Raw genomic sequence first — 23985 nt, forward strand, 5'->3', positions numbered from 1 at the left:
TGCTGAGCCGCGCCCGGACCCGCGGCGGCCGCCGGGCGCGGGACGGTCAGCACCCCGATGGACCTCTCGAAGGACCTCGAAGGACCTCGAAGGACCTTGAAGGGTCTCGTAGGTCGCCTCGTGCGCCCGCGCCGCGTCTCAGCCGGTCCCGTCCTCCTCCGCCAGCACCCGCTGGGCCGTCGCGAACGCCGAGTTCGCCGCCGGGACCCCGCAGTAGACGGCCGTCTGGAGCAGGACGGCGCCGATCTCCTCGGGCGTGAGCCCGTTGCGCCGGGCCGCCCGCACATGCATGGCCAGCTCGTCGTAGTGGCCGTGCGCCACCAGCGCGGTCAGCGTGATCATGCTGCGCTCGCGGCGGCTCAGTGTCGGGTCGGTCCAGATCTCGCCCCAGGCATAGCGGGAGATGAAGTCCTGGTAGCGCGCGGTGAACGCGTTCTGCCGGGCCTGCGCCCGGTCCACATGCGCGTCCCCGAGCACCTCCCGGCGCACCTCCATGCCCCGCTTGGCCTCGCCGTCGAGATGGGTGCGCAGCACGGTCAGCACGGCCTCGGGGCACTCGGCGGGCGCGAGGTGCGAGGCGCCCGGGAGTTCGACCAGCGCGGCGCCGGGCACCGCGTCCGCGATCTCCCGCAGATGCGCCGGCGGCGTCGCCGGATCCTGGCGTCCGGCGATCAGCAGCGTCCGTACGGCGATCTCCGGCAGCCGCTCGCGCAGATCGAACGCGCCCAGCGCGTCACAGCACGCCGCGTAGGCTTCAGGGTCGGCGTCGCGGTGGTCGGCCACCAGCCCCGGCACGGTGAACCCGGGCGTGAACCAACGGGCGTTCGCGCCCTCGGCGAGCCCCGCCAGTCCCTCCCGGCGCACCAGCGCGGCCCGCTCCTCCCACGGCTTGGACCCGTTGAAGTGGGCCGACGCACAGATGACCGCCAGCGACGACACCCGCTCCGGGTGGTGCAGCGCCAGCTGCAGACCCACCGCGCCTCCCAGGGACACCCCCGCGTACGCGAACCGCTCCAGGCCGAGCGAGTCGGCCAGCGCCAGCACCAGGTCGGCGAGGTCGGCCACGGTGGCCCCGGCACCGATCAGGCCTGCCGCCGAACCCCCGTGCCCCGGCAGGTCCCAGCGGACCACCCGGTGCGTGGCGGACAGCTCCGGCGCGACCTTGTCCCACAGGGCGTACGAGGTGCCCAGCGAGGGCCCGAGCAGCAGCGGGGGAGCGGAAGTCGGGCCCTCGGCACGGTGGTTGAGCAGCTTCTCGGTCAACGTCGCTCCAGCGCACGGTCGGTGAGGCTCCCGGCGGAGCCGGTGTAGCGGGCGGGGTCGGTGAGGTCGCCGAGGTCGACGTCCTTCAGGTCGGGCTCCATGGCCAGGAGTTCGGCCAGCGGACGGTCCTCGGCGTAGGTGCGCCGGGCGAGTTCGGTGAGCAGTTCCTTGGCGCGGGCCCGGCCGAGCACGGCCGACAGCGCGGCGGACAGCCGCTCGGAGACGATCAGCCCGTGGGTGAGGCCGAGGTGCGCCCGCATCGCGTCCGCGTCCACCCGGAGCCCCTCCGTCAGCTCGGCCGCGTCCCGGGCGGCTCCGCCGGTCAGCCGCAGCAGCTCCCTGAGCGGCTCCCACTCGGCGTGCCACGCCCCGGCCGGCCGCTCGTCCTCCGCCGCCAGGGACCCGTACAGCGTGGCCGCGAGCTGCGGGGCGCGCCGGGCGGCGGCCGCGATCAGCGTGGACCGCACCGGATTGGCCTTGTGCGGCATGGCCGAGGAACCGCCGCCGCTGCCCTCCGCCACCTCGGCGATCTCGGTGCGGGCGAGGGTCAGGACATCCGTCGCGACCTTCCCCAGCGCGCCCGCCGCGAGGGCCAGACAGCCGGCCAGGTCGGCGATCGGCGTCCGCAGGGTGTGCCACGGCAACAGCGGTGCCCGCAGGCCGAGTTCACCGGCGAAGGCGTCCGGCAGAGCGGTCGCGTCGGGGGCGCCGTACGCCGTGAAGGCCGCCAGCGTCCCGGCCGCGCCGCCGAGTTGGGCGGGCAGCGAGTCCCGGACCGCCGTCACCCGGTCCCGCGCGTCCAGCACCAGCGACCGCCAGCCGGCCGCCTTCAGCCCGAAGGTCGTCGGCACGGCGTGCTGGGTGAGCGTCCGGCCCGGCATCGGCGTGTCGCGGTGCTCGGCGGCCAGCCGGGCCAGCGCCCGCTGGACACGGTCGAGGTCGGCGAGCAGGAGATCGAGCGTGCGGACCGCGACCAGCATCGTCGCCGTGTCCATGATGTCCTGGCTGGTCGCGCCCCGGTGGACGTACGGGCCGTACTCCTCGCCGACCGCCTTCGTCAGATCGGCTACCAGCGGGATCACCGGGTTCCCGCCGGCGCGCGCCCGTTCGGCGAGCGAGCGCACGTCGAACCCGCCGTCGGCGGCGGCCGAGGTGACCGCCGCTCCGGCGCCCCGCGGGGCCAGCCCCAGCGCCTCCTGGGCGCGGGTCAGCGCGGCCTCGGCGTCGAGCAGCGCCCGCAGATAGGCGCCGTCTCCGGTCGTGGCCGCGGCGGGGGAGCCGGTCCACCCGGGGGCGAGCAGACCGGCGTCGTGGTGAGCAGTTGTCACTGGAACTCCAGGAAGACCGTCTCGCCTTCGCCCTGAAGGCGGATGTCGAAACGGTAGGTCCCCAGCTCGCCCCGCGTGGCGATGAGGGTGTCGCGCCGCGCCGGGTCCACCCGTGCCAGCAGCGGGTCGGCGGTCAGCGCGGCCTCGTCGTCCGGCAGATAGATCCGGGTGAACAGGTGCACGAGCAGCCCGCGGGCGAACACACAGACACTCAGGTACGGGGCGCTGTGCCCGCGTGCGCCCGGCCGCAGCGTCCGCGCGGACCAGTGGCCGTTGGCATCCGTCTGGACACGGCCCCAGCCGGTGAACTCCACGCCGTTGCGGCCGAGGAAACCGCCGCTCGACGGGTCGCGCCGCATCGAGCCGTCCACCTGCGGCAGGTTGCCCTCGGGGTCGGCGCCCCACAGCTCCACGAACGCGTCCGGCAACGGGTTGCCCTCCCCGTCGTACACATAGCCCTGCAGGGCGATGGCGTCCGGGTGGCCGAGCGGGGCGATGTCACCGCCGCCGGGGAACGGCAGGGCGTGGCCGTAGAACGGGCCGACCGTGTGCGACGGAGTGGGGAGCACGGTCTCCGGACGGCTCGTGTCGATCTTCGTCATGGCAGGTCAGCGTCCTTCTTCGATCCAGGTGGCGTGCGGCCCGTCGAGCACGATGTCCCAGTGGTAGCCCATCGAGAACTCCGGCACCGACAGGCTGTGGTCGTAGGTGGCGACCAGCCGTTGCCGGGCCGCGTCGTCCGTCACCGATTGGATGATCGGGTCGTAGGGGAACAGCGGGTCGCTAGGGAAGTACATCTGCGTCACCAGCCGCTGGGTGAACGCCGTGCCGAAGAGCGAGAAGTGGATGTGGGCCGGCCGCCAGGCGTTGACGTGCTGACGCCACGGGTAGGGGCCCGGCTGCACGGTGGTGAAGCGGTAGAAACCGTTGTCGTCCGACAGCGTGCGGCCGACACCCGTGAAGTTCGGGTCCAGCGGGGCGTCGTGCTGCTCGCGCTGGTGGGCGTAGCGGCCCGCCGAGTTGGCCTGCCAGATCTCGACCAGCTGACCGCGGACCGGACGCCCGTCGCGGTCCAGCAACCGGCCGGAAACCGTGATCCGCTCACCGATCGGCTCGCCGTTGTGCTGCCGGGTGAGGTCGTTGTCGATCTCGGTGATGTCCCGTTCGCCGAAGGCGGGGGACGCCAGCTCCACCAGCTCCGGGTCCTTGGCGATGTCGATGGCGACCGGCGGCTGCTTCGGATGGCGCAGGACGGAGGAGCGGTACGGCGCGTAGTCGCGGCGCGGCTGGTGCTCGACGGGCGCGCCGTCGGCGAGCCGCTTCTCGTACGCGGCGTGCTCGGCCGCGATCTCCTGGTCGATGTCGGCTTGCGTGAGAGTCATGGGAGTTCCTGGGTTCTTAACGTTCGAGGACGAGGGCGAGGCCCTGGCCCACGCCGATGCAGAGGGTGGCGACCCCGACGCCGCCGCCCCGACGGGCGAGCTGATGGGCGACCGTGCCCGCGAGCCGGGCACCGGAGGCGCCGAGCGGGTGACCGAGGGCGATCGCGCCGCCCTGCGGGTTGAGGACCGCCGGGTCGAACTCGGGCCACTCGGCCACACAGCCGAGCACCTGGGCCGCGAAGGCCTCGTTGAGTTCGAGCACCGACAGATCGGCGAATCCCTTGCCCGCCTTGGCGAGCGCGCGGTTGACGGCCTCGACGGGGGCGAGCCCGAAGTACCGGGGGTCGATCGCGGACACCCCGGTGGCACCGACCCGGGCGAGCGGCTCACGTCCGGTCGCCGCCAGCCCCTCCTCGTCCACCAGCAGCAGCGCCGCGGCGCCGTCGTTCAGCGGCGAGGCGTTGCCCGCGGTCACGGTCCCCTCCTCGGTCCGGAACGAGGGCCTGAGCTTCGCCATCGCCTCCAGCGAGGCGTCCGCCCGTACGCACTCGTCGGCGCCGAACACCACCGGGTCGCCCTTGCGGCGCGGGATCGACACCGGCGCGAGCTCGGCGTCGAACAGGCCCGCCTCCTGGGCCGCGGCGGCCTTGCGGTGGCTGGCGAGGGCGAACTCGTCCTGCTGCGCGCGGCCGATCTTGTGCTTGTCGGCGATCAGCTCGGCCGACTCGCCCAGCGGGATCGTCCACTGCGGGTCCATCCGCGGATTGACCATCCGCCAGCCCAGCGTCGTCGAGTACAGCTCGTTGTGCCCGGCGGGGAACGCCCGGTCCGACTTCGGCAGCACGTACGGCGCGCGGGTCATCGACTCCACACCGCCGGCGACGGCGATGGAGGCGTCGCCCACCGCGATCGCGCGGGCCGCCTGGATCACGGCCTCGAGACCGGAGGCGCACAGCCGGTTGACGGTGACCCCCGGCACGGAGGTGGGCAGACCCGCGAGCAGCGCGCCCATGCGGCCGACGTTGCGGTTCTCCTCGCCGGCCCCGTTGGCGTTGCCGAAGTACACGTCCTCGATGCGGGAGGGGTCCAACGCGGGTGTACGGGCGAGAAGTTCACGGATGGCGTGCGCGGCGAGGTCGTCCGGGCGCACCGAGGCCAGAGCGCCGTTGTAGCGCCCGATCGGGGTGCGGACCGCGTCGACGATGTACACGGCCCTGGAACCGTTGCTCATGACCGGACCTCCTCGGCGAGACGGACCGTGGCCGCCGTCTTCGACACGATCTCCTCGGCGGTGACGCCCGGCGCGGTCTCCACCAGCACCAGACCCTCCTCGGTGACGTCGAGGACACCCAGGTCGGTGATGATCCGGTTCACGCAGGCCTTCCCGGTCAGCGGCAACGCGCAGTCCGTGAGGATCTTGGGGCTGCCGTCCTTGGCGGTGTGGGTCATGACGACGATGACCGTACGGGCGCCGTGCACCAGGTCCATCGCCCCGCCGATCCCGGTGATCAGCTTGCCGGGGATCGCCCAGTTCGCCAGGTCGCCGCGCTCGGACACCTGCATCGCGCCCAGCACGGCGACGTCGATGTGCCCGCCGCGGATCATGCCGAAGGACAGCGCCGAGTCGAAGAAGGACGCGCCCGGCAGGACCGTCACGGTCTCCTTGCCGGCGTTGATCAGGTCCGGGTCGACGGCGTCCTCGGTGGGATAGGGGCCGGTGCCCAGGATGCCGTTCTCGCTCTCCAGCACCACCTCGACGTCCGCCGGGAGGTAGTTGGGGATGAGGGTCGGCAGTCCGATGCCGAGATTGACGTACTGGCCGTCCCGCAGCTCGCGCGCGGCGCGGGCGGCCATCTCCTCACGTGTCCAGGCCATCACTCGCTCACCGTTCCCTCGACCGCGGGCGCGGAGACCGTCCGCTGCTCGATCCTCTTGTCCGCCGCCTGCTCCGGGGTCAGCGCGAGCACGCGCTGCACGAAGATGCCCGGCAGATGGACCGCGTCCGGGTCGATCTCACCGGGCTCGACGAGCTCCTCGACCTCGGCGATCGTGATCCGTCCTGCCATCGCGGACAGCGGGTTGAAGTTGCGGGCCGACCTGTTGAACACCAGGTTCCCGTGCCGGTCGCCCTTCGCCGCCCTGACCAGCGCGAAGTCGGTGCGGATACCGTGCTCCAGCACGAACTCCGCGCCGTCGAACTCCCGGACCTCCTTCGGCGGCGAGGCCAGGGCGACGCCGCCCTCGCCGTCGTAACGCCACGGCAGTCCGCCGTCGGCGACCTGGGTGCCCACGCCCGCGGGGGTGTAGAAGGCGGGGATCCCGGCGCCGCCGGCCCGCAGCCGCTCGGCCAGCGTGCCCTGCGGGATCATCTCGACCTCGAGCTCACCGGACAGGTACTGGCGGGCGAACTCCTTGTTCGCGCCGATGTAGGAACCGGTCACCCGGGCGATCCGCCCGGCGGCGAGCAGCACCGCGAGGCCCGACTCCATCGCGCCGCAGTTGTTGGAGACGACCGACAGTCCGGCGACGCCCCGCTCGTACAGAGCCTGGATGAGGACGTTCGGCACGCCGCTCAGTCCGAATCCGCCCACTGCCACAGACGCGCCGTCCGGCACGTCGGCCACCGCCTCCAGGGCCGTGGCGACCACCTTGTCCATCCGTGAAGCCCCATCTCTTCCGCGCGCCCCCGGCCGTCAATTAATCAGGGCACTGATTATTTCTCCGAGGTTTCCCACACGCTGCCACTGCGGAGTGGAGCAGTCAAGACCCCAGGCCGGAGGTCTGGCAAGGGTCACTCAGGCACGAGACTCGGCCAGTATCACGCGGTATCGTTCAGTGCACCGACGAAATCACACGCTGAGGAGCGCACATGGCCGCGGTGGATCTCACCAGCCACCCCGGGCACCTGGCCCGGCGGCTCCAGCAGGCCCACTACCTGCTGTGGAACACGATGGTCTCCGAGGAGATCACCTCGCCGCAGTTCGCGGTCCTCAACGCGCTCGTCGCCGAGCCGGGCCTCGATCAGCGCACGGTGGGGGAGCGGGTGGGGCTCGACCGCTCCACCATCGCCGAGGTGATCAGCCGGCTCATCCGCCGGGAGCTCCTCGACAAGGTCCGCGACCCGCAGGACGGGCGCCGCTTCCTGCTGGGACTCACCGACGAGGGACTGCGCACCCACCGCAGGCTGACCGTGCGCACGGCCCGGATGAACCAGGTCTTCCTGTCTCCGCTCTCGGCCGCGGAACAGACCCTGTTCCTGGAGCTCATCCAGCGCGTGTCCGACGCGGCGGAGGGGCTGCGCAACGCGGGGGAGCCCCTGGTCGCGCCGTCCTGAACAGGGCGCAACGCCTGCCCGCGATCGGGCCGCACGACCCCAGGGCGCCCGCGCGACCTCAGGGTGCCTGCGCGACTTCAGGGTGCCTGATGTGCCGCACGGCCACAGGAAGCCTGATCGGCAGGGTGGCTGATGGGGCCGCACGGCCGCTGGGCGCCCGCGGGACCTCAGGGTGTCTGCGCGACTTCAGGGTGTCTGCGCGAACACCACCCACACCTGGCCCTCGGCGAAGGCGACCGGGGCGCCGTCGTCGGTGGTGAAGTCCGTGCCGTCCGTCGCCGTCGCCCGCTTCCAGTTCACGTCGTAGCGACGTCCGTCGCGCAGCACCTGCGCCCTTCCCGAGCCGACCGACTCGGTGTACGGCGTGTTGTTGCCGAGGAAGTCGTGGAAGCCCGAGGCGCGCACCTTCACGTACTGCACGACCACCGTGGCCGGGGCCACCCGCCGACCGTCGGTCGTCACCGTCGGCGAGCCGTCCGTCGAGACCAGCCAGCGCGCCCGGCTCGCGGACCAGGTGAAGGCGAAGCGGGCCGCCGGATAGCGCACGGTGAGCGAGGGCTGCGCCGTCCCGCCGGAGGGCGCGGCACCGTAACGGAACCCGGTGGTCAGCGCCGCGGAGCCCGGCGCGGAGGGCAAGAGGCGACTCGGGCGCAGATAGAGGTTGTGCGGCGCGGCCCGGTCGGCGCCCCGGTAGTAGGCCCCGTCACCGGCCGCGTCCTCGGGCGTGACGGCTTCCAGCGGCGCCCGGTCGATCAGCGGCAGCAGCTTGCCCTGCGCCCCGGAGAACGCCAGCACCGGCCGCTCGAACTGGCCCAGCAGCTCCAGATCGGACTCGCGGGCGCTGCGCACGGGACCGACGGCCTTCGGCACCTCGGTCGCGTACACGGCCATCAGCCGGCTCAGTCCGCCCTCGACCTGCTCGACGTAGACGACGTCCGCGGAGTCGAGCCCGGTCTGCGGCCGGGCGCCGGGAGCGTTGTCGATCTTCACGGCGAGCACGGAGCCGACGGCGGCCGCAGGGCTGGTGCTGCCGCTCGGGCTCGGCGCCTGCGACGCGCTCCGGCCGTCGTCGTTCCTCGACGGCTCGCGGGTCGTCGTGCAGCCCGCCGCGAGGACGATCACCAGTACGGCGGCCAGCAGCGCCGCGGCCACCGCGTTGGGTCCGGCACGCATCGCGCGCGCCGGGCGTCTCGGACGTCCTGGATCCCGCGGACGTCCGGAACCACTCGTGCCTGTCATGGCCACCCCCGTTTCGTGTCTCGATTGTGCGCTCATCCGTTCGAGAGTGGCTATGCGTGGCTGCGGGCTGTGCGGGCTGTGCGGGCTGTGCGGGCTGTGCGGGCTGTGCGGGCTGTGGGGTCATAGAGGTCGAGGGGTTGTGGGGCGGTGGGGTCATAGGGGTCGAGGGGCTGTGGGGCGGTGGGGCTGTGCGGGTCGTCGGGGTGGTGGGGCTTGTACGAGCTGTGGGGATCGTGGGGACTGTGACGGCGGTGGGCCACGAGCGGTGGGCGTCGCGGTTCGGGGTCGCGGTTCGGGGTCGGGCGGTCGGGTACCCGGGCGGCAGCCGGTACCCCCGGACCAGCCGGGACGGGCCGGTCGGCGGAGGGAGCGCGGCGCGATGAAGGCAGTGACCTGGCAGGGCAAGCGGGACATACGCGTGGACACGGTGCCCGACCCGACGATCCAGGAACCGACGGATGCCGTCATCCGCATCACGTCCAGCGGCCTGTGCGGCTCCGACCTGCACCTGTACGAGGTGCTCACCCCGTTCATGACCCCGGGCGACATCCTCGGCCACGAGCCCATGGGCATCGTCGAGGAGGTCGGCGCCGCGGTGCCCGACCTCAAGGCCGGCGACCGGGTCGTGGTGCCCTTCCAGATCGCCTGCGGCAACTGCTGGATGTGCCTGAACTCGCTGCCCACCCAGTGCGAGACGACCCAGGTCACCGCCGAGGGCATGGGCGCGGCCCTGTTCGGCTACACCCGCCTGTACGGGGCGGTGCCCGGCGCCCAGGCCGAGTATCTGCGGGTACCGCAGGCCCAGTTCGGCCCCGTCAAGGTGCCCCAGGGACCGCCCGACGACCGGTTCGTGTACCTCTCCGACGTCCTGCCCACCGCCTGGCAGGCGGTCGCCTACGCCGACATTCCCGAGGGCGGCACCGTCGCGGTGCTCGGGCTCGGGCCCATCGGCGACATGGCCTGCCGCGTCGCCCAGGTGCGCGGCGCGAGCCGGGTGTTCGGCGTGGACCTGGTCGGCGACCGACTGCGCCGGGCCAGGGCGCGGGGCGTGGAGACGTACGACCTGCGCAGCTTCGACAGCGAGAAGGAACTCGTCGCCGCGATCCGCGACGAGACCGACGGCCGCGGCCCGGACGCCGTCATCGACGCCGTCGGCACCGAGGCGCACGGCAGCGCCGCCGCCCGCATGATCCAGAACGCCTCCGCCATGCTGCCGCGGAAACTGAGCGGCCCGCTCGCGGAACGCTTCAGCATCGACCGGCTCGCCGCCCTGCACACCGCCATCGAGCTGGTGCGCCGTGGCGGCACCCTCTCCCTCGTCGGCGTCTACGGTGGCATGGCCGACCCGCTGCCGATGCTCACCATGTTCGACAAGCAGCTCCAGATCCGCATGGGGCAGGCCAACGTGCGCCGCTGGATCGACGACATCCTCCCGTACCTCACCGATGAGGACCCGCTCGGCGTCGACGACTTCGCCACCCACCGCGTACCGCTGTCGGACGCCCCGCACGCCTACGAGATGTTCCAGCGCAAGCAGGACGGCGCGGTGAAGGTCCTGATGACGCCGTGAAACCGGTTACGGATCAGGGGTGAGCGGGGGCGTACGGGGTGAACGGGGCGGACGGGGTGAGCGGGAAACCGCTTGTGAAGCAGAGGTCAGCGGGAAACCGCTTGCGAAGCAAAGGCGCACAGGAAACCGGTTGCGAAGCAGAGGCGAGCGGGGAACCGCTTGCGAAGCGAAGGCGAGCGGGGAACCGCTTGCGAAGCGAAGGCGAGCGCGAAACCGGTTGTGAATCGGGTTGCGCCTGAAACCGGTCTGCAACCGCTTGTGGATCCGGTTCTCTGCGCGACCTCTGCTGTGGATCTCGGCGGCCGTTGCGCAACCGCTTGTGGATCTCAGCCGTCATTGCGCAACCGCTTGTGGATCACGTTGCGGGCGGCGCCCCGAGGATCTCCGACAGGTCGTAGCGCACCGGTTCCTCCAGTTGCGCGTACGTGCAGCTCTCCGGGGTGCGGTCGGGGCGCCAGCGGCGGAAGCGGGCGGTGTGCCGGAAGCGCGCCCCGTTCTCCATGTGGTCGTACGCCACCTCGACCACCCGCTCGGGCATCAATGGCACCCAGGACAGATCCTTCTTGCCCGACCAGCGGCTCGGAGCCCCGGGCAGCCGTGCCGTCTCGTGCGCGGCCTCCTGCGACCAGGCCGCCCACGGGTGGCCCGCCGCGTCCTCCATGCGCAGCGGCTCCAGCTCCTCGACCAGCTCCGCCCGGCGTTTCATGGCGAAGGCGGCCGACACGCCGACGTGCTGGAGGACGCCCCGGTCGTCGTACAGGCCCAGCAGCAGTGAGCCGACCACCGGTCCGCTCTTGTGGAAGCGGTATCCGGCGACGACGACGTCCGCGGTGCGCTCGTGCTTGATCTTGAACATGGCGCGCTCGTCCTGGCGGTAGAGCAGGCTGAGCGGCTTGGCGATCACCCCGTCCAGGCCCGCGCCCTCGTACTCCTCGAACCACCGCCGCGCCACCTCCGCGTCGGTCGTCGCCGGCGCCACGTGCACGGGCGCCGTCACCCCGGCGAGCGCCTCGGTGAGCAGCTCGCGCCGGTCGCTCAGCGGCACGTCCAGAAGCGACCGGTCGGCGAGCGCCAGCAGGTCGAAGGCGACGAACGACGCCGGGGTCCGTTCGGCGAGTGTGCGCACCCGGGAGTCGGCCGGGTGGATGCGCTCCGTGAGGGCGTCGAAGTCGAGCCGCCCCTCCCGGGCGATCACGATCTCCCCGTCGAGCACACACCGCTGCGGCACCCGCTCCCGCAACGCCTCCACCAGCTCCGGAAAATACCTGGTCAACGGCTTTCCGGTGCGGCTGCCCAGTTCGATCTCGGCACCGTCGCGGAACACGATCGCCCGGAAACCGTCCCACTTCGCCTCGTACTGCATGTCCGGCGGGATCGCCGCCACCGACTTGGCGAGCATCGGCTTCACGGGCGGCATCACCGGCAGATCCATGCTCCGATTCTGCGCGAGGATCCCGGGGGCCGCCCGGTGTGCGAGCGGGCCGTGAGCTGATGCGAGCTGTCGGAGGTGTGTCTACCGTGGCTCGCATGGGCGATGCGGTGGAACTGGAAGTGGCCGGCCGGACGGTACGGCTGTCCAGCCCCGACAAGGTCTTCTTCCCGGAGCGCGGCTTCACCAAGCTGGACCTGGCCCGCTACTACCAGGCGGTCGCGCCCGGCATCCTGCGCGCCCTGCGCAACCGCCCCACCACACTGGAGCGCTACCCGGACGGCGTCACCGGGGAGTCCTTCTTCCAGAAGCGGGCGCCGAAGAACATGCCCGACTGGATCCCGACCGCCCACATCACCTTCCCCAGCGGACGCAGCGCCGACGAGATGTGCCCGACCGAGGAGGCCGCCGTCCTGTGGGCCGCCCAGTACGGCACCCTCACCTTCCACCCCTGGCCCGTGCGCCGCGACGACGTCGACCGCCCCGACGAACTGCGCATCGACCTCGACCCGCAGCCCGGCACCGACTACGACGACGCGGTCCACGCCGCCCATGAACTACGTGCCGTACTGCAGGAGTTCGGCGGTCTGCGCGGGTGGCCCAAGACCTCCGGCGGCCGTGGTCTGCACGTCTTCGTGCCGATCGAACCCCGCTGGACCTTCACCCAGGTCCGGCGCGCCGCCATCGCCGTCGGCCGGGAGATGGAACGGCGGCTGCCGGAGCGGGTGACGATCAAGTGGTGGAAGGAGGAGCGGGGCGAGCGCATCTTCCTCGACTACAACCAGACCGCCCGCGACCGCACCATCGCCTCCGCCTACTCCGTACGGCCCCGCCCGCACGCGCCCGTCTCGGCGCCGTTGCGCTGGGAGGAGGTGGACGACGCCCACCCGGGCGACTTCGACCTCGCGACCATGCCGGCCCGCTTCGCCGAACTCGGCGATGTGCACGCCGACATGGACGACCACGCGTTCTCCCTGGAGCCCCTTCTCGAACTCGCCCGCCGCGACGAACACGACCACGGCCTGGGCGACCTGCCGTATCCGCCGGAGTACCCGAAGATGCCGGGGGAGCCGAAGCGGGTGCAGCCGAGCCGGGCCCGGCACGAGGACGCCCCGGGCGGACCCGGGGCGTCCTAGACCACTCCTCTCAGAGTTCCTTGATGCGGATGTCCCGGTACGAGACGACGTCCGTCGTGCCGTGCACCTGGAGCCCGAGGTATCCGGAGGCGAAACGCCGTCCGTCCGTGCCCGGGTCGTCCGCGCGCGGCGGGGAGAACTCCTGGCCGCCGGTGTTGTCGAACTCGTTGATCAGCACACCGTTGCGGTAGACCGAGTAGCGCTGGTCGACCACCCTGATCTCGTAGTCGTTCCAGGTCCCCTTCTGGGTGACGCCGGCGCCGGCGAGTCCCACCCGGTCGAAGCCGTACACGGAACCGGTCTTGTACATGTCCCCGTCCGGCCGGTCCAGTACCTGCACCTCGTGCCCGTACTTGATGGCGACCCACTCCGGTCGCGACTCCTCCGCGTGGTCGTGGACCCACGGGAAGCGCACGAACACACCGGAGTTGGCGTTGCCCGTGCCCGGGGCGTCGTCACGCCACTGGAGCTTCAGCGAGAAGTCGCCGTACTTGCGCTCGGGGAACCACAGCATGCCCAGGCCCTGCCGGGTGGTCCCGCTGGTGATGGACCCGTCGGGGTTCTGCGCGAACGATCCGCCGCCCACCTGCTGCCACTTGGCGAACGAGGCCGCGCTGCCGTCGAGGATCGTGCGGTAGCCCTCGGTCTGGCCGGGCCTGCCGATCCCGGACTCGCGGGCGGCCTCCTGGACGGCGTCGTACTCGCGCCCGTCCACGACCCCCGCGCCGAACAGTTCGTCGAGGACGGCCGTGACGTGCTTGAGGAACAGCGCGTGGGACGTCCACTCCCTCTCGTCCTCGATCAACTCGTTGATCCGGCACCGCTTGTCGGTCAGCCGGTTCGGCACCCCCGAGTCGACCGTGCCGACGATCACCGTCAACCGCTCGTCGTACTCGGGGCAGTTGGGGGCCGGAACCTGGCTCGACACCACGGTGAAGGTCACCGTGCGTGAGGTGGAGGTGTTGCCCGCCTTGTCGGTGGCGCGGTAGGCGAGGGTGTGCGGGCCTGCCCGGTCGACCACCACCGGGACGGTGTAGGCGATGTACGGGCCACCGTCGAGTGAGTACTCGACCCGGTCGACACCCGACCCGTGCTCGTCCGTCGCGCTCACGGTCACCCGGGCGTTGCCCACATAGGCCCCGCCGGAGTTCTTCGTGCCCTCGACGCTCACGCCGGTCACCGGTGGTGTGGTGTCCTGCGGGGTCGCCGCGACCACGGTGAACACGACGCTCATCTCGGCGGACACGTTGCCCGCCCGGTCGGTGGCCCGGTACCGCACGGTGTGGGTGCCGACCTGGTGCACCATCACGGGCGCGGTGTACGGCTGCCAGGCCCCGGAGCCGACGGCGTACTCGACGGTGTTGACCCCGGATCCGGTGTCGGAGGCCGACACGGTGACGGTCGCCATGTCGATGTACGTGCCGTCGGGATTCCGCTCGCCGCTCACCGTCCCCGAGGTGTCCGGGGGTGCCGTGTCGTCGGAGGGCGGGGCGACGACCGTGAACGCGGCGGTCTTCTCCGCGGAGACGTTGCCGGCCTTGTCGAACGCCCGGTAGCGGATCCGGTGGCTGCCGACCTGGTCGACGACGACCGGTGCGGTGTACGGGATCCAGTCGCCCGCAGCGCCGACGGCGTACTGGATCGCGTCGACCCCCGACCCGCCGTCGTCGGTCGCCCCGATCGCGACACTCGCCGAGCCGACGTACTCGCCCTGCGCGTTCTGCGTGCCGGTGACCCGCGCCGCCGTCTCGGGCGGTGTCGTGTCCTCGCCGCCGCCCTCGGTCACCACGAGGATGCCCTGCATCTGGCCGTGGCCGGGGATCGTGCAGTGGTAGAAGTAGCGGCCCGGGGTCAGCGTGACCTCGGCGGTGTGCCGGCCTCCCGTGTCGTCGTTCGGGTTGGCCAGGATGTTCAGCGTGACGTCGTCGTTGAACTCGGGGTCGCTGGTCGCGAACGTCAACGTGTGCGGCATACCCATGGTGTTGCCGGTCGCCGCACTGTTCTCGAAGACGATCGTCGCCCGGCCCGCCACCGCCGTCGTCGGCGCCGAACCGTACGCCGTGATGTCGTCGCCGGCGGTCCAGGTGAGCACCTGGGCGGCGGCGGCCGCCGGTGCGGACCGCGCCGCGGTGGGCGCCGCCTGGAGCCCGAGCACCATCAGCACGGCGGCCAGCAGTGCCGTCCGGATTCTTCGTTGCCGTGTTCGCCGTATCACTGAGTCCCCCTCGCCAGCCGGTCGGCGGCCGGTGTCGGGCCGCCGCCCTGGTAAGTGACCTTCCACAGCGCCGACTTGGCGTCCGAGGTGAAGAAGCCGCGGCCGTAGTCGAGGACGTACAGGGCGCCGTCCGGGCCGAACTTCCAGTCCATGAGGTTCTTGATGCCGTCGTTGCCGACGGGCACGATCTTCTTCAGCGACTCCGAGTGGACGGGCAGACCGCCGGACCCTTGGGTTCTCGGGTCCATGACCACCGCGTTGCGTGGCTGATCGGCGTCGTAGAAGTCGCCGACGAACCACTTGCCGTCCCAGTACGCGGGCCACCTGACCGTGCTCGCGCCGGCGGCGTCGTAGCGGTAGACCGGCCCGTTCATCGCCGCCTGGCCGCCGCCCTTGAGCCACGGGAGCCGGTAGGTCGCCTGGTCCTGCCGGTAGGAGGGGACACCGTTCGCATCGCGCGGGTAGTCGGGTGCGCCGCCCTGGGGCGAGTACCAGATGTTGTTGCCGGTGACCGGCGGCAGGTTGACCAGGCCGTCGTTGTTCGGCGACTCGTTCTTCGGGTGGTCGCAGTCGTACCAGCCGAGCGGCTGCGACGGATCCGGCAGGTTGCGGTCCCGGTAGGGCTGCTTGTTGCCCATGCAGTACGGCCAACCCCGGTTGCCCGCCTGGGTGATGACGGCGAACGTGTCGTACTTCGCCGGACCCCAGGTCGTCGACGGCTCGCCGGCGTCCGGGCCGACCCAGCCCGCGTACAGGATGTCGGTGGTCCGGTCGACGAAGATGCGCGCGGGGTTGCGGACGCCCATCACATAGATCTCGCCGCGGGTCTTGCCGCCGCCCTCGTCGGCCTCCCGGCCCGTGAACAGGTTCCCCGCCGGAAGCGTGTACGTTCCGTCCGGCTCGGGATGGATGCGCAGGATCTTGCCGTTGAGGTTGTGGGTGTTTCCGGCGGTGCGGCGTGCGTCGGCGAAGGAGACGCCCTTGAAGTTCGGCTGCGGGTTGTTGCCGGAGTAACCGCCGCTGAAACCGCTGGAGTTGTTGTCGCCGGTGGCGATGTACAGGTTGCCCTTCGAGTCCCAGGCCAGCCCGCCTCCGGCGTGACAGCAACTGTGGACCTGCACCGGCCACTTGAGCAGCACTTTCTCGCTGCCGAGGTCGAGCCGGTTCGTGGCGGGGTCGAGCGTGAAGCGGGAGACCCGCCGCTCGGCCGTCCGGGTGACCCGGTCGACGCCCGAGTGCGGCGTGTAGTGCAGGTACACCCAGCCGTTCTGCTCGAAGCGCGGGTCGAGCTCGATACCGAGAAGACCTTCCTCGACCTTGACGAGTTCGTCGCCCCCGCCCTTGTTGCCGAAGACCGTCAACTCCCCTGCGAGAGTCACTTTCTTGGTCGCCGGGTTGTAGACGTGGATCTGGCCCTTGCCCTTGCCCACGTCCGGGTTGTTCCAGTCGGTGATCACCGGCCGGGAGGAGTCGGCGCCGCCCCGCCCGATGTAGAGAACCCGGCCGTCGGGCGCGGTGACCAGACCGTGCGGTTCGCCGATCTGGTCGTTCTGGCCCGGTTGGTTGGCCGGGGTCAGCCGCTCGGCCTTGTAGTTCCCGGTGATGGTCGCCTTGCAGTCGGCCTGCACCAGCCGGGACGTCCAGAGCAGGGCGCCGCGCAGATGCTTGCGGAAATCGGTCTCGTCGTACGACGAGACCGTGCCGCCCATGCCGGTGTAGAAGGAACGGCCGCCGTCGTAGTCGCGGCACCAACTCACCGGATGGTCGGCGCCGTTGGCGCTCGCACCCGGCTGGTACGTCGACTCGCGCACCCGGGCGACGGTGTGCACCTCGCCGGACGGGTTCTTCACCCAGTTCGGCCACTGGTCCGGGCGTTTCCACTCGAGCGGCAGGGCTGCGGTGGCCGGATGCCGCCGGTCGCCGACCTCGACGGTGGCCCGTTGTACGGATGTCGGGCTCGTCGCGGCGGGACGGGCGCCGATCAGGCCGGTGAACCAGCTCGAGTACGGCTCCGCTCGGGCCGCGTCATGGACGCCGACGAATCCGCCGCCGGCCTCCATGTAGGCCTCCAGGCCCGCCTCCTGCTCCGGGTCGAGGACGTCACCGCCCCCGGTCAGGAACACGACGGCGTTGTAACCTCCCAGCCTCGTCTCGCTGGTGAAGACGGAGGCGTCGTCCGTGGCCTCGACCTCGAAGCGCTGGTCCACCGGCCCGGACAGGCCGATCCGCTCGATGGCCTCGATGCCGGCGTTGACGACCGGCGACTCGTCCCCGGCCGCGGCCGATCCGTGGAAGATCAGCACCCGTACATTGGCGCCGCCCGGCGGCGACTTGATGGACATCGTTGTCAGGGGTGGCTCCGGGGCCGGGCGCGCGTCCGCGGCGGGCGCGGACAGCAGGCCGGCGACGAGCGTTGCGCACGCCACAGCGGTCACCCGGACTCGTCTTTTCTTACTCAACCCTCGTAAGTGCATGGGCACCTCCTCGGTCACAGCGACAGCGCCAAGGAAGCTAGACCCCATTTGCACGACTCGCCAATAGCTATGACCGCAATGGCATGAACTTTGTCCTGGGTGTGGAGAAACTGCGGAACGACCGGTACCGTCTCACAGGTTCATCACAGGCTCACCTTCTTCGTCGTCGCAAGTCCCGTACCAGGGTGGGGAGTTCGGCATGGACAGACGCGGGTTCAACCGCCGGGTGCTACTGGGCGGCGCCGCTGCCGCGACATCGTTGTCTTTCGGTCCGAGGGCGGTGAGCGCCGACGGACCGGCGAAGACCGCGCCGGCGGGGGGAGCGGTCAGACACCTCAAGCTGTACGCGGAGAAGCTCGCCGACGGACAACTCGGCTACGGCTTCGAGAAGGGGAAGGCGACCGTCCCGGGGCCGCTGATCGAACTCAACGAGGGCGACACCGTCCACATCGAGGTGGAGAACACCCTGGACGTGGCCGCGAGCCTGCACGTCCACGGCCTGGACTACGAAGTCTCCAGCGACGGGACGAAGTTGAACAGGAGCGACATCGAGCCGGGCGGCACGCGCACCTACACCTGGCGCACCCACGCCCCCGGTCGCCGCGCCGACGGCACCTGGCGTGCGGGCAGCGCGGGCTACTGGCACTACCACGACCACGTGGTCGGAACGGAACACGGCACCGGAGGCATCCGCAAGGGCCTGTACGGACCGGTGATCGTCCGGCGCAAGGGCGACATCCTGCCCGACGCCACCCACACGATCGTCTTCAACGACATGACCATCAACAACAGGCCCGCCCACTCGGGTCACCAGGGCCGCGACTTCGAGGCGACGGTGGGCGATCGGGTCGAGTTCGTGATGATCACGCACGGCGAGTACTACCACACCTTCCACATGCACGGTCATCGCTGGGCCGACAACCGCACCGGCCTGCTGACCGGCCCCGACGACCCGAGTCAGGTCGTCGACAACAAGATCGTGGGCCCGGCCGACTCCTTCGGCTTCCAGGTGGTCGCGGGGGAGGGGGTGGGCGCCGGCGCGTGGATGTACCACTGCCATGTGCAGAGCCACTCCGACATGGGGATGGTCGGACTGTTCCTGGTGAAGAAGCCCGACGGCACCATCCCGGGATACGAACCGCATGAGCCGCACGCGTCGCACGAGCCTCAGGAGCCGGACGGGACCGGCGCCACGCACGAGCACTGAGGGACCAGGTCGGAGAGCGCTCTCACCCCGGCCGTCCTCCGGAGTTATCCTGAGCCGCAGCCGGCCAGGAGGAGCCCCGAAGTGACCGAGACAGCGTCGCGCCCCACGCTGGAGGCCGTGGCCGCGCGGGCCGGGGTCTCCCGGGCGACCGTGTCGCGAGTCGTCAACGGCGGTGACGGCGTCCGCGAGCCGCTCGTCGAACGGGTCAGGCGGGCGGTGGAGGAACTCGGCTACGTCCCCAACCAGGCGGCGCGCAGCCTGGTGACGAAGCGGCACGACGCCGTCGCCGTGGTCATCGCCGAACCGGAGACCCGGGTCTTCGCCGACCCGTTCTTCGCACTCCAGCTCCGCGGCATCAGCAAGGAACTGACGGCCCACGACAACCAGTTGGTGCTGCTGCTCACCGAGGGCCGCGACGACCACGCCCGCGTCGCCCGCTACCTCGCCGGCGGCCATGTCGACGGGGCCCTGGTCTTCTCGTTGCACCTCGACGACCCGCTCCCCGGCCTGATCCAGGGGGCCGGCGTCCCGACCGTCTTCGGCGGCCGTCCCGGCTGGAGCGACGGCACACGGGACGTGGTCTACGTCGACAGCGACAACCGGGGCGGCGCCCGTGAGGCCGTACGCCTGCTGACCGGGCTCGGCCGCACCCGCATCGCGCACATCACCGGACCCCTCGACCAGACCTCTGCGGCGGACCGGCTCGACGGATACCGGGAGGTCATGGGCGACAGCGACCCGCGGCTCGTCGTCGAGAGCGACTTCACCCCCGGCGGCGCCGAGCGGGCCATGCGGGAACTCCTCGACCACTGCCCCGACCTGGACGCCGTGTTCGCGGCCAACGACCTCGCCGCCTCGGGCGCCCTGCGCGTCCTGCGCGAGCACGGGCGGCGGGTGCCCGAGGACGTCGCCGTGGTCGGCTTCGACGACATGCTGCCCGTCGCCGAACAGAGCGACCCGCCACTGACGACGGTCCGTCAGGACATCGAGGAGATGGGCCGGATCATGGCCCGCCTCCTGCTGCGCCGCCTCGACCGACGCGTCGCCGACGAGGAATCGGGCGGGGTGGTCCTGCCCACCACTCTGGTGCGCCGCGCTTCGGCCTGAGCGGGGCCGCCGCCCGGATCGCCCCGGCCCCGCCCCGTCCGTCCCCGTGCTCGCCCACCGCCTCACATCTCCTGGGGCACGCTCTTGATCACGGCGAAGCGTGCCCCGTAGGGGTCGGCGAGCTTGGCGATACGGCCGACGCCCTCGACGTCCGTGGCGGGCATCCGCACCGTGCCGCCCAGTTTCTCCGCCTCGGCCACGACCGAGTCCGCGTCCGCGACCTCGAAGTACGGCAGCCAGTACGCGCCGGTCCCGGCCTCCGTGGGGTCGTCGGCCAGCGGCACGATCCCGCCGAACATCGCCTCCTCCCCGGCGCCGGCCGGGTTGAGGCAGGTGTACGTGCCGCCGGGGAAGGGGGCGGCCGAGGTCTCCAGGCCGAGCGTCGCGTTGTAGAAGGCGGCCGCCGCGGCGATGTCCGGCGTGTACAGCTCGACCCAGCACAGCGCGCCGGGTTCGTTCGCCACGTCCACGCCCACGGTCTGTCCCGGCTGCCAGAGGCCGAACGGCACGCCCGCCTGGTCGGAGAGGACGGCCATCGTGCCCTGGCCCATCACGTCCATCGGCGCGAGGAGGACCCTGCCGTGCTTCTGCTCGGCGGCCTGCGCCGTCGCCTGCGCGTCCGTCGTGCGGAAGTAGACCGTCCACGACGGCGGGCCCTGCCCGGGCGCGGTCTGCATGCCGCCCGCCACGGTCCTCCCGTCCAGCTGGAAGAAGCCGTAGCCGCCGGCGTCGGGTCCCGCCGACCGGAACCGCCAGTCGAAGAGAGCGCCGTAGAAGGAGGTGGCGCCGTCGATGTCGGACGTGCCGACATCGATCCAGTTCGGAGCGCCGTTGACGAAACGGGTGGTGAGCATCGTTGCCCTCCTCGAAGGGGTCCCGTCCTGTGCACTGCCGAGTCTCGCACCGCCCACCGACAAACGCTGCCGGAGCACGGCCACCGGCGCGACCTCACCGCCCGGCCGCGGAAGGGCACAGGCGATCACCGACGGCCGCACAAGGTTGCCGTGCGTGCGCTCCGGCGCTTTTCGGGAGTGTGCCGGGCGCACCGCGCGCCGCCGTGCGCGGCGGTACCCGGCAGGAGCATCATCGGGCGGCCGGGGGCCTTCGGGCGCCGCGTATATCCGGCGTTGATCGAACGTTTTTCGCCGCCGGGCACGATCCTGGCCATGTATACCGACACGATTCCGACACCCGACCTCGGCTGGCAGCGGGAGGCGCTGTGCGCACAGACCGGGGCCGAGTTCTTCTTCCCCGAACCCGGCAGCTCGGTGCGGGAGGCGAAGCGCATCTGCGGCATGTGCGAGATGCGTACCGCCTGCCTCGAGTACGCCCTGGCCAACGATGAGCGCTTCGGCGTCTGGGGCGGCATGTCCGAGAAGGAGCGCCTGAACCTCCGGCGCACGGCGCACTGAACCGCGCAGTCGCGGCGACCCCGAATCCGAGTGACCGCGTCGCGGGGGTGCGGTTAGGATCCGGGAGCGTGTCCGGACGTAGCGCAGAGGCAGGCGCAGCGCCTTGCTCAGGCGCATCACGCCGGTTCGAATCCGGTCGTCCGGATACGTGCGCGGTCCCGTAGAGCAGAGGCAGACTCGCCACCTTCTCAGGGTGGATACGCCGGTTCGAATCCGGTCGGGACCACGGTACGGCGAGCAGGACGCGGGGACGGGGCGGGGCGGCGACGGTGGGCGAGGACAGTGCAGGGGCGGCGTTCGGCCACCCGCCGGTCACCGAGGCGGAGCTGGCCGCCTTCCACGACGTCGTGGGCAGGCTGCGCGCGCTGCCCGTCGACGATCCCGTACGGCTGCGGGCCGAGCAGGTCGCCGCGTCCTTCGCACGTGACGGACGACTGCGGCGGCGCAAGGAGCGGGGCGCCGAGGTGGCGGCCGCCGACGCGGCGGCGATGGCCGCGACCGCGACCGGCGCCCTGGACCGGCGCGAGGACGCGCCCCTGCTGGACGCCGGGCACGGCGGGCGTTTCCACCGGCCGCGCACCTGCTACGTCTGCAAGTCGGCCTATCGAGAGGTCGACACCTTCTACCACCGGCTCTGCCCGGCCTGCGCAGCCGACAACGCGGCCCGCCGCTCGCTGAGCACCGACCTGAGCGGGCGCCGCGTCCTGCTCACCGGCGGCCGGGTGAAGATCGGCTTCCAGCTGGCGCTGATGATGTTGCGGGACGGCGCGGAGACCGTCGTCACCTCGCGTTTCCCGCACGACACCGTCCGCCGTTTCCGTGCCGAGCCCGGCAGCGCGCGGTGGCTGGACCGGCTCACCGTCGTCGCCGTCGACCTGCGCGACCCGCGCCAGGTGCTGGGCCTGTGCGAGGAACTGCGCAGCGAGGGCGCACCGCTCGACATCCTCGTCAACAACGCGGCGCAGACCGTGCGTCGCCCGCCGGAGTCCTACGCCCTGCTGGCCGCCGCGGAGCACGACGCGCTGCCCGAGGGGACACGCCGGGCGCCCGGGTTCACCCCGATGCGGATGCTGGAGGGCCTCGGCGGCTCGGTCTCCGCGCTGCCCGCCGCCCTGCGGGAGGCCGACGAGGCCGGACTGCTGCCCGATCCCTCCCCGGAGAACTCCTGGTCGGCCCGGCTGGGCGCGCTCGACCCGGCCGAGGTCCTGGAGACCCAGCTCGTCAACGCCCTCGCGCCCGCGCTGCTGTGCGACCGGCTGCTGCCGCTGTTGCTGGCGTCCCCGCATCCGCGCCGGTACGTGGTCAACGTGACGGCCGTCGAAGGCCGGTTCGCGGTCCGCAACAAGATGCCCGGGCATCCGCACACCAACATGGCCAAGGCCGCGCTCAACATGCTCACCCGCACCAGCGCGGCCGCGCTCGCCGAGCAGGGTGTGCACATGTGCGCCGTGGACACCGGCTGGATCACCGACGAGAACCCGGCGCCGAAGAAGGCCCGGATGGCGGGCGCCGGTTTCCGTACCCCGCTGGACATCGTGGACGGCGCGGCCCGCGTGTACGACCCGATCGTGCGCGGCGAGGCGGGCCGGCCGGTGTCGGGCGTGTTCCTCAAGGACTACCGGGAGGCGCAGTGGTGAGCGAGGAGAACACGGCGGGCCCGGGGCCGGCCGGCTTCGCCGGAGTGCCTCACGTGGTGCCCCGGCCCCTCGCCGAACTCGCCCCGCTGCTCGACTGGCTGCGGGCCGGCCGCCCGGCGGGGGAGCGGCTGGACTTCGCGGCGGGCACCGCGCTGCCCGACGGGCGGCTCGACCTGTGCAAGCAGGGACTGGGGGCCGAGGGCGCGGCCCTCGTCGCAGAGGCCCTGGCCGACGGGCCCTCGCCCGTACGGCATCTGCTCCTCGGCACCGACGCCCTCGGGGACGACGGCGCCGCCACCGTGGCCGGTACGGATGCGCCGGTCGAGACGCTCTACCTCGGGTGCAACGGCATCACCGCGGGCGGCGCCTGCCGTATCGCCGACCAGCTGCGCGCCTCGCCCCAGGTGGTCAGGGGGGTGTGGCTCAAGCGCAACCCGCTGGGCCGTGGCGGCGGCCGGGCGGCGGCCGAACTCGTCGAGTCCGCCCGGACGTTGCGCACGCTCGACCTGGTGCAGACCGGGCTCGACGCGGCGGGCGTCGCCGTACTGGCCGACGCGCTGCTGGCCGCCGCGGGCAACGGACGGCGCGTCGAGCGGCTGTTCGTCGGCGGCAACACGCTGGAGGAGGCGGGTGCGCAGGCGCTCGCGGAGGTGGTCGCCGCCGGAGCGATCGACGAACTGTACGTGTCCGCCGCCCGGTTGGGGGACGCGGGCGCGCTCCGGCTCGTCGACGCCCTGGAGCGGGCGCCGTACGGACGGCTCACCCGGCTGTCGGTGGCCAGCAACGGCATCGGACCCTCCGCCGCCGCCCGTCTGGTCGGCGCGGCCACCATCGCCGGCGTCACCCTGCTGGACCTCGGCCGGGTCCGGGCGGCGGCCGTGCTCGGCGCGGCGGACAACCGGCTGGACCTGGCGGCGGCCGAGAGCATCGGGCGGACGCTGGCGGCCGGCGAGCACCGCCTCGCCCACCTCGTCCTGCGCCACACGGGGCTGCGCAGCCGCGAGGCCCACCGCCTCCTCGACCACGCGCCCCGCGCGGCCACCGCCACCCGCTTCGTCCTGGGCCAGGGCGTGGCCGCCACCGTCAAACGCCGGCTGGCGGCCCTCAGCGCCGATGTCCCGGCCCCGGTCGTCCCGCCCGATGTGGCGGCCGTACGCAGCGTGCACCGCACCCCGGCGCCGGAGGCACCGGCGGAGACCCCCGGGGAGCCCCGCGCGGAGTCGCCCGCGCAGGACTGACGCCCGTCCCCTCC

Annotated in this window: 20 protein-coding genes and 2 tRNA genes; 10 read left to right on the forward strand and 12 right to left on the reverse strand. The window is 72.0% G+C overall.

The genetic code is table 11. The features are described from left to right. Positions 1-138 precede the first annotated feature (138 nt). Genes pcaDC through ABT070_RS16020 form a run of 7 tightly spaced genes read right to left on the reverse strand, consistent with a single transcriptional unit; the run spans position 139 to position 6630 of the window. A complete protein-coding gene (pcaDC, locus tag ABT070_RS15990; protein WP_351760287.1) occupies positions 139-1263 on the reverse strand; it encodes a bifunctional 3-oxoadipate enol-lactonase/4-carboxymuconolactone decarboxylase PcaDC in 1125 nt (374 codons plus the stop codon). Continuing rightward, entirely contained in the window at positions 1260-2591 is a 1332-nt protein-coding gene (gene pcaB / locus ABT070_RS15995; protein WP_351760290.1) for a 3-carboxy-cis,cis-muconate cycloisomerase, read from the reverse strand. Before pcaB ends, pcaDC begins: the two co-directional genes overlap by 4 nt. Next, positions 2588-3193 carry a protocatechuate 3,4-dioxygenase subunit alpha gene (gene pcaG / locus ABT070_RS16000; protein ID WP_351760293.1) on the reverse strand — a complete coding sequence of 202 codons (606 nt, stop codon included), beginning with the start codon at positions 3191-3193 and terminating at the stop codon, positions 2588-2590. The genes pcaB and pcaG overlap by 4 nt, the downstream gene beginning before the upstream one ends. A 6-nt stretch (positions 3194-3199) precedes the next feature. After that, positions 3200-3973 (reverse strand): protocatechuate 3,4-dioxygenase subunit beta, encoded by a 774-nt coding sequence (pcaH, locus tag ABT070_RS16005; RefSeq protein ID WP_351760296.1) that lies wholly within the window; start codon positions 3971-3973, stop codon positions 3200-3202. 16 nt (positions 3974-3989) lie between these two features. Then, positions 3990-5204: a thiolase family protein gene (locus ABT070_RS16010; protein WP_351760299.1), complete on the reverse strand. Its 1215-nt coding sequence runs from the start codon at positions 5202-5204 to the stop codon at positions 3990-3992. Then, positions 5201-5848 carry a CoA transferase subunit B gene (locus tag ABT070_RS16015; RefSeq protein ID WP_351760302.1) on the reverse strand — a complete coding sequence of 216 codons (648 nt, stop codon included), beginning with the start codon at positions 5846-5848 and terminating at the stop codon, positions 5201-5203. Before ABT070_RS16015 ends, ABT070_RS16010 begins: the two co-directional genes overlap by 4 nt. After that, the gene (locus tag ABT070_RS16020) at positions 5848-6630 is read right to left on the reverse strand and encodes a CoA transferase subunit A (protein WP_351760305.1); all 783 of its coding nucleotides are present in this window, start codon (positions 6628-6630) and stop codon (positions 5848-5850) included. Before ABT070_RS16020 ends, ABT070_RS16015 begins: the two co-directional genes overlap by 1 nt. 212 nt (positions 6631-6842) lie before the next feature. Here ABT070_RS16020 and ABT070_RS16025 point away from each other — a divergent pair, with 212 nt between their 5' ends. After that, positions 6843-7307, forward strand: coding sequence for a MarR family winged helix-turn-helix transcriptional regulator (locus ABT070_RS16025; protein WP_351760308.1), 465 nt, complete (start codon positions 6843-6845; stop codon positions 7305-7307). A 186-nt stretch (positions 7308-7493) separates the two neighbouring features. Here the strand turns inward: ABT070_RS16025 and ABT070_RS16030 are convergent, their stop codons facing one another. After that, positions 7494-8480: a DUF3048 domain-containing protein gene (locus ABT070_RS16030; protein WP_351760311.1), complete on the reverse strand. Its 987-nt coding sequence runs from the start codon at positions 8478-8480 to the stop codon at positions 7494-7496. Positions 8481-8925: 445 nt separating this feature from the next. Between ABT070_RS16030 and ABT070_RS16035 the strand changes: the two genes are divergently transcribed. Further along, positions 8926-10116 carry a zinc-dependent alcohol dehydrogenase gene (locus ABT070_RS16035; protein WP_351760314.1) on the forward strand — a complete coding sequence of 397 codons (1191 nt, stop codon included), beginning with the start codon at positions 8926-8928 and terminating at the stop codon, positions 10114-10116. A gap of 355 nt (positions 10117-10471) precedes the next feature. Here ABT070_RS16035 and ABT070_RS16040 read toward each other — a convergent pair whose 3' ends face one another. Then, positions 10472-11548, reverse strand: coding sequence for an ATP-dependent DNA ligase (locus ABT070_RS16040; protein ID WP_351760317.1), 1077 nt, complete (start codon positions 11546-11548; stop codon positions 10472-10474). Between the two features lie 95 nt (positions 11549-11643). Between ABT070_RS16040 and ligD the strand changes: the two genes are divergently transcribed. Next, positions 11644-12681, forward strand: a complete 1038-nt coding sequence (gene ligD, locus ABT070_RS16045; RefSeq protein ID WP_351760320.1) for a non-homologous end-joining DNA ligase — start codon at positions 11644-11646, stop codon at positions 12679-12681. Between the two features lie 10 nt (positions 12682-12691). Here the strand turns inward: ligD and ABT070_RS16050 are convergent, their stop codons facing one another. Beyond that, a complete protein-coding gene (locus ABT070_RS16050; RefSeq protein WP_351760578.1) occupies positions 12692-14839 on the reverse strand; it encodes an OmpL47-type beta-barrel domain-containing protein in 2148 nt (715 codons plus the stop codon). 53 nt (positions 14840-14892) lie between these two features. Continuing rightward, on the reverse strand, positions 14893-17370 hold the full coding sequence (locus ABT070_RS16055; protein WP_351760323.1) for a ThuA domain-containing protein: 2478 nt from the start codon (positions 17368-17370) through the stop codon (positions 14893-14895). A 199-nt stretch (positions 17371-17569) separates the two neighbouring features. Between ABT070_RS16055 and ABT070_RS16060 the strand changes: the two genes are divergently transcribed. Further along, positions 17570-18577, forward strand: a complete 1008-nt coding sequence (locus tag ABT070_RS16060; protein WP_351760325.1) for a multicopper oxidase domain-containing protein — start codon at positions 17570-17572, stop codon at positions 18575-18577. 81 nt (positions 18578-18658) lie between these two features. Continuing rightward, positions 18659-19684: a LacI family DNA-binding transcriptional regulator gene (locus tag ABT070_RS16065; protein WP_351760328.1), complete on the forward strand. Its 1026-nt coding sequence runs from the start codon at positions 18659-18661 to the stop codon at positions 19682-19684. A 62-nt stretch (positions 19685-19746) separates the two neighbouring features. Here the strand turns inward: ABT070_RS16065 and ABT070_RS16070 are convergent, their stop codons facing one another. After that, complete coding sequence (locus tag ABT070_RS16070) at positions 19747-20538, reverse strand: VOC family protein (RefSeq protein WP_351760331.1); 792 nt, start codon at positions 20536-20538, stop codon at positions 19747-19749. Positions 20539-20850: 312 nt separating this feature from the next. Here ABT070_RS16070 and ABT070_RS16075 point away from each other — a divergent pair, with 312 nt between their 5' ends. From ABT070_RS16075 to ABT070_RS16095, 5 genes are all read left to right on the forward strand, one after another. Then, on the forward strand, positions 20851-21096 hold the full coding sequence (locus tag ABT070_RS16075; RefSeq protein ID WP_351760334.1) for a WhiB family transcriptional regulator: 246 nt from the start codon (positions 20851-20853) through the stop codon (positions 21094-21096). A gap of 72 nt (positions 21097-21168) precedes the next feature. Beyond that, positions 21169-21241 (forward strand) — tRNA-Ser (locus tag ABT070_RS16080). Positions 21242-21250: 9 nt separating this feature from the next. Further along, a tRNA-Glu gene (locus ABT070_RS16085) sits at positions 21251-21322 on the forward strand. Positions 21323-21365: 43 nt separating this feature from the next. Next, positions 21366-22733: an SDR family NAD(P)-dependent oxidoreductase gene (locus ABT070_RS16090; RefSeq protein ID WP_351760337.1), complete on the forward strand. Its 1368-nt coding sequence runs from the start codon at positions 21366-21368 to the stop codon at positions 22731-22733. Next, positions 22730-23971, forward strand: a complete 1242-nt coding sequence (locus ABT070_RS16095; protein WP_351760339.1) for a leucine-rich repeat domain-containing protein — start codon at positions 22730-22732, stop codon at positions 23969-23971. The genes ABT070_RS16090 and ABT070_RS16095 overlap by 4 nt, the downstream gene beginning before the upstream one ends. Positions 23972-23985 lie beyond the last annotated feature (14 nt).

This window comes from Streptomyces sp. NPDC002884, from assembly GCF_040295245.1.
Classification (GTDB): Bacteria; Actinomycetota; Actinomycetes; order Streptomycetales; family Streptomycetaceae; genus Streptomyces.